The 5,906-nt window shown below is 75.2% G+C and carries 4 protein-coding genes; 2 read left to right on the top strand and 2 right to left on the bottom strand.

Annotated elements, in window-relative coordinates; all coding sequences use genetic code 11:
• On the top strand, nucleotides 1-1,003 hold a 1,003-nt coding region (locus tag F9B16_RS48835), incomplete at its 5' end, for a hypothetical protein (RefSeq protein WP_318839303.1).
• Between the two features lie 421 nt (nucleotides 1,004-1,424).
• Entirely contained in the window at nucleotides 1,425-3,587 is a 2,163-nt protein-coding gene (locus tag F9B16_RS48830; RefSeq protein ID WP_192809378.1) for a hypothetical protein, read from the top strand.
• Here F9B16_RS48830 and thpR read toward each other — a convergent pair.
• Nucleotides 3,524-4,147: an RNA 2',3'-cyclic phosphodiesterase gene (gene thpR, locus F9B16_RS48825; RefSeq protein WP_151547085.1), complete on the bottom strand. Its 624-nt coding sequence runs from the start codon at nucleotides 4,145-4,147 to the stop codon at nucleotides 3,524-3,526. The two genes, F9B16_RS48830 and thpR, sit on opposite strands and share 64 nt — an antisense overlap.
• Nucleotides 4,148-4,350: 203 nt before the next feature.
• Complete coding sequence (locus F9B16_RS48820) at nucleotides 4,351-5,592, bottom strand: MFS transporter (protein WP_151547086.1); 1,242 nt, start codon at nucleotides 5,590-5,592, stop codon at nucleotides 4,351-4,353.
• Nucleotides 5,593-5,906 lie beyond the last annotated feature (314 nt).

Below are 5,906 nucleotides of genomic sequence, written 5' to 3'. Positions count from 1 at the left end.
CGGGGCCGCCGCCGCGGTGGCGCTCGGCGCCGCCGCGACCGCCTGCTGGGCCCCGCCCGCGGCGGCCGGCACCGCGGCCGGCGACACCGCCGCCTTCACGATCCGGGACCCGCGGATCACCGAGTCCAGCGGCCTCGCGGCGAGCACGGCGCACCCCGGCATCGTCTACACCCACAACGACTCCGGCGGCGTCCCCAAGATCTACGCGCTGGGCCCGGACGGGAGGGTGCGGGCCGTGCTGACGCTCGGCGGCGCGTCCGCACGGGACTGGGAGGCGATGGCGCTCGGCAAGGACGAGCGGGGCCGTCCCGCGATCTACATGGGCGACATCGGCGACAACCTCGGCGGCGCCTGGCCGTACGTCACCGTCTACCGGATCCCCGAGCCGGCGCAGATGCGCAGCCAGACCATCCGCGCCACCGCGTTCAGGATCAAGTACGCGGACGGGCCGCGCAACGCCGAGACCCTCATGGTCAACCCGCGCACGAACCGGCTGTACATCGCCAGCAAGCTGTTCGGCGGCGCGGTCTACGAGGCGCCGAAGCGGCTGCGGACGTCCGGCTACAACGTCATGCACAAGATCGGCAAGGCGCCCGCGATCGCGACGGACGGGGCGTTCGCCCCCGACGGCCGCACCTGCGTCATCCGCACCTACTTCGGCGCCCGCATGTACGCCGTGAAGCCGGACGGGAGCCCCGGCAAGTCGCTCGGCTCGGTGTCGCTGCCGTTCCAGCCGCAGGGCGAGTCGATCACCTACACGCCCGACGGCAGGTACTTCCTCGCCGGGTCCGAAGGCGAGAACCAGCCCGTCTACAAGGTCCCCGTGCCGGGCGCGGCCGCGCCGTCCGCCTCGCCGCCGGCGTCCGCGAAGGCCGCGGAGAAGACCGGCAAGGACAACGCCGACCAGGGCCACCGCGACGCCGGCGGCGTCCGGACGGGCCTGTTCGTCGCCCTCGCGATCGCCGCCCTCGTCGGCTACGGCCTGTTCCGGAGGCGCGGATGACCCGTGTGGCCCCCGCGACGGGAGCGATCGGCCCGGACCTGACCGTCCGGACACGGTCTGCTCCGCGAACCCCCGAACGTCTGCGAACCCGGCGCCGCGCTTGCGAGAATCCGAACGCGAAGCGAGCCGAAGCGTCCCCCACGTTCGCCCAGTTGCCCGCCGAAGGAGGGCGCCGCATGCCCCAGGGTGACAACCCCTCCGCCGACTCCCCCCGCAAGCCCCCGGTGACCGGGACCATCGTCAGTGGTCCGAACCCCGGCCCGCGCGGACCCGAGCGTTGCGATCGCGTGCGAAGCCGAGTTCGAGCTTGCGAGAACTCGATCGCGCAGCGAGCCCCTGGGCGAGCCGGAGCGATGCAGCGATCGCACGCAGTGCCCGTTGAAGGAAGGCCGTCTAGCGGCCTGACGCCAAGGGCAATGCAATGAGTACGGAACTCGTCGGGCTCTCGGGGGTCGGGGGCAGGTGGCGGCCGGTGGCGGCGGGCCCGTTCGCGTTGCTGGCGGTGGCGCTGGCGCTGCTGCCGATCCGGCCGGTGTGGCTGTGGGCGCTGCTGATCGCGGCGGTGTCGGCGTTCCCGTGGGTGCTCGGTGCGGCGCCGGAGGCGCGCCGGCGGCGGCCGCGGCCGTACTGGCGGCTGTCCGCGGCCGGGCTGGAGCGGGTCGGCAAGGGCGGGCTGACGATGGTCCGGTACGAGCGGGACCGCATCGACGGGCTGGCCATCACGACGGGCGACGGCATGCTGACGGTGTTCCACCGGTTCGGGCGGACGGCGGTCGGCGGGCTGACGGCGATGGGCCTGGAGCCGCTGGCGCTGTTCGTGACGGCGCGCCGGCTCGGCATCCCGATGCACGTGCTGGACGGCGAGGCGAGCGACCTGCTCGATCCGGCGCTGGACGAGGCGCTGCGGCACCAGGGCCCGGACGGGGACGTGCCGGGTCCGGGGTTCTCGGCGCCGGGGCCGCTGCCGCGCGACCACGCGGCGGAGAAGCGGCTACTGGACCAGGAGGCGGCGCTGCTCGCGGCGGTGCACGAGCCGCCGCGTCCGAAGGGCGAGGCGGCGGGCGCGGCGCCGGAGCGCGGGGAGTTCCGGCTCGACACGCCGGATCCGCTGCCGGGGCGGCGCCGGGTCGCGCTGCTCGGCACGCTCACCGGCGTGCTGGGCGCGGTCATGATCGTGCGGATCGCGGTGCAGGGCGCGGGCGGGTTCGAGGCGCGGCTGGCCGCGGGCTGCTGGGCGCTCGCCGCGATCACCGGGGTGCTGGCGGCGCGGCGGCGGCTGCTGCGGGCGGCCCGGGTGCGCTGGACGATCACCGCGGAGCGGCTGCTGGTGCGGGCCCGGCCGGGCCGCCGGCAGCTGCAGGACCTGCCGTCCGGGAAGGTCGCGGCGGTGGTCGTGGGCCCGGGGCTGCGGCTGGATCCGCTGAGCGGGGAGCCGCGCCGGGCGGAGCTGGCGGCGCTGGCGTTCGGGCACCGGCTGGAGCTGGTCGCGCGGCTTCCGGCGCACGGCCTGGACGGTTTCCAGCTCGCGCACGCGCTCGACGACCACGGCTACCACGTGATCACGCCGGGGGCGCGGCCGCCGCGCCGTCCCGAGTACGGCCTGGAGGGGCTGCCGGACATCTTCGCGCAGGTCCCGGGCGGCCGGCTGGTCGTCGCGGACGGCGGGCTCGGCTGGGCGGACGCGGCCGGTGACGTGGTGCTGAAGATGCCGGAGGACCGGATCGGCGGCATCGAGTTGCTCACGATCGCGGGGCACGCGTGGGTGCGGCTGTACGACAGCGACGGCGACGAGTTCTTCGCGGCGCCGCTGTCGGCACTGCGGATCTCCCGCACGGATCTGCGCGAGTCGGCGCGGAAGGCGGGCCTTCCGGTGAACGACGCGGAGTACGACGCCTACCTCAGCGCGGCGTTCCATTCGGCGATGTCGACGCTGACGGCGCCGGAGCCGGAGACCCGGGCGACGGCGCCGCTGTCCGCGCCGGGCGCGGCGTCCGAGAGGTCCGAGGGGCCGGAGGGCGCGCGGGACGCGTCGCGGGCGTCGGACGGGCTTCCCGGCGAGCCGGACTTCGCGTTCACGGCGCCGGAGCCGCCGAGTCCCGTGACCGCGCCGGGGGCGCTGCTGGACGCCACGCGCCGCTCCCGCGTCGGCACGTACGGGATGAGCGTCCTGCTGTGCGAGGCGGTCGCGCTGATCGGCGCGGTGTGGCTCGGCCCGGACCTCGGCGGGTTCGGCACGACGGCGAGCTGGTCGGTGCCCGCCGGGCTGCTGATCGGCCTCGCGGGCTACTGGCTGTACGACCGGAACCGCTCGCAGCTGCGCGTGACGTCCGCCGGGCTGGCCGTCGTGACGCGGCGCGGCCGGGTCGAGTGGGACCTCGCCCGCGACCGCATCGGCGGCGTCGGGATCGACGAGTCGACCGAGCGGCTGCCGCGGCTGGTCGTCTGGGGGCCGTCAGGGCGCGTCCTGCGGCAGGTGACGTTCCCGCCCGACCTGGACGAGCTGCGGCGCGCCTGCGAGCGCTACGGCGTCCCCTGGGGCCCGCCGGACGCCGACCGGCCCGCGCCTCCCCCGCCGGAGCTGTAGCGCAGCGACCACGTCTTCAGCGGCTCGTAGGTCAGCTGGTCGTACTGCTTGCCGGGCAGGTGGCTGCACATCAGCTGGACGGCGTCGGCGGTCCACGATCCGGTCGCGAACGCCGACAGCGCCTCCATCAGCGGCCGCACGTCGGTCGGCTGCCGGGACCGGGCGAGGGTCATGTGCGGCCGGAACGAGCGGTGCTTGTCGGGCGGGGTGCCGGCGCGGCGCCCGGCGGCGGCGACGGACGCCGCGAGCCGGGCCAGGCCGCGCCGGTCGCCGTACAGGCCCGTCCACAGGACGCGGGCGTGCGCGCCGTTGCTCGGGAACGCGCCGCCGCCGGCGAGCGACAGCGTCATCCGCTCGTGCCGCCGCGCGGCGCGTTCCAGCCGGGGCAGGAGCCGGTCGACGGTGCGGTCGTCGCATTCGCCGAGGAAGGCCAGCGTGACGTGGAGCAGCTCCCGCCGGACCCATTTCAGCTCGGGGACGTCGTCCTTGTGCGGAAGGACGGCCTCCTCGAGCTCGTCCAGGATGTCCGGTGGCGGTACGAGCGCCACGAAGAGCCTCATGGGAACGTCCGTTGAGCCACCGCTTCAGCTTTTCAGCAGACGGCACCTGTTGTCACGCGGTTGCGCTGCGCCATCGGCGCCGGTTGGGGCCCGCCGCCCCGGCGCCGTCGGGGCGGCGGGGCGGCGGCCTGGAACGTCGGCGGCCCGCAGCCGGAACGTCAGCCGCCCGCGGCCTGGACGTCAGCTGCCCGTGGCCCGGGACGTCAGCGGCCTGCGGCCGGGACGCGCGCCAGCCGGGCCAGCGCGGGCCGGATCGAGCCGCGCGGCGCCGCCAGCGCCGCGACGACGATCGCGGTGGCCATCGAGATCAGGCCGCCGAGCACGATGCTGAGCCGGGGCCCGAAGTGCTCGGCCATCCAGCCGACGGTGGGCGCGCCGAGCGGGTTGGTGCCCATGAAGACGAACATGTAGAGGCCCATCACGCGGCCGCGCATCTCGGGCTGGACGCCGAGCTGCATCGTCGCGTTCGCCGACGTGGTGAAGGTCATCAGCGCGATCCCGGCGGGGACGAGCAGCACCAGGAACGACCAGTACGTGGGGGCGAGCCCCGCGGCGGTCTCCATCACGCCGAACACGACCGCGGCGAGGAGCATCAGCCGCAGCCGGGGCCTGGTCGAGCGGCGGGCGGCGAGCAGCGCGCCGGTCAGCGCGCCGAGCGCCAGCATGCTGGACGCGAGGCCGAACGAGGACGCGCCGCTGTGGAAGACCTCCTTGGCGACCAGCGCGGTCGTCATCTGGAAGTTCATGCCGAACGTCGCGACGAACCCGACCATCACCAGGACGAGGACCAGGTCGCGGCGGCCCCGGACGTACCGCAGCCCCTCGCGGAGCTGGCCCTTGGCGCGCTTGACGGTGCCGGAGTCGTGCAGCTCGCTCTCGCGCATCGCGTACAGGCCGAGCAGGACGGCGCCGAACGAGGCGGCGTTCACCAGGAACACCGGGCCGGTGCCGATCACGGCGATCAGCACGCCGGCGACGGCGGGGCCGAGCAGCCGGGCGCCGTTGAAGGTGGCGCTGTTCAGCGCGATCGCGTTCGGCAGGTCGCGCTTGCCGACCATCTCGACCACGAACGACTGGCGGGTCGGGTTGTCGACGACGGTGGCGAGGCCGAGACCGAACGCCAGCAGGTACACGTGCCAGACCTGGGCCTGGCCGGTCACGGTGAGGACGCCGAGGACCAGCGCGAGCGCGCCCATCGACACCTGCGTCAGCATCAGGACGCGGCGCTTGGGGTAGCGGTCGGCGATCACTCCGCCCCACAGGCCGAACAGCAGGAGCGGCAGGAACTGCAGGCCGGTGGTGATGCCGAGCGCGGTGCCGTTGTTGTGGGCGAGGTCGAGGACGAGCCAGTCCTGCGCGACGCGCTGCATCCAGGTGCCGGTGTTGGAGACGACCTGGCCCATGGCGTACAGGCGGTAGTTCCGGGTCCGCAGGGACCGGAACATGCCGCCGGCCCGGGCGTCCTCGGGGGCGTCGTCCTCGGTGCCTTCGGGCGGTTCGACGACGGCGTCGGTCTCCTCGGCGACGACGACGCCTTCGGCGGTTTCCGCGGCCTCTGCGGCGTCGGCGACCTGGTCGGTGGCCTGGTCGGTGGCCTGGTCCGCGACCTGGTCGGCGGGCGGCTCGGCGGCCGTTTGGACCGCTCCATCCGGGAGCCCGGCACGCTCGGCGTGCGGCGGCGGCCCGGCGGCGTCCGACCGGCCCGCCGGATGGGCGGTCGCGTGCGGGGCGGCGTGGAGGGGGCGGGAAGGGGTGCGGG

Source organism: Actinomadura montaniterrae (genome assembly GCF_008923365.1).
Taxonomy (GTDB): domain Bacteria; phylum Actinomycetota; class Actinomycetes; order Streptosporangiales; family Streptosporangiaceae; genus Spirillospora; species Spirillospora montaniterrae.
Note: the sequence above shows the minus strand (reverse complement) of the source record. Positions and strands in the feature narration are given on the sequence as shown.

What these genes read in the sequence shown, in the direction of transcription:
- F9B16_RS48830 (WP_192809378.1), top strand. Translation starts at nt 1,425, where the DNA reads ATGAGTACGGAACTCGTCGGGCTCTCGGGGGTCGGGGGCAGGTGGCGG.
- thpR (WP_151547085.1), bottom strand. Translation starts at nt 4,147, where the DNA reads ATGAGGCTCTTCGTGGCGCTCGTACCGCCACCGGACATCCTGGACGAG.
- F9B16_RS48820 (WP_151547086.1), bottom strand. Translation starts at nt 5,592, where the DNA reads ATGTTCCGGTCCCTGCGGACCCGGAACTACCGCCTGTACGCCATGGGC.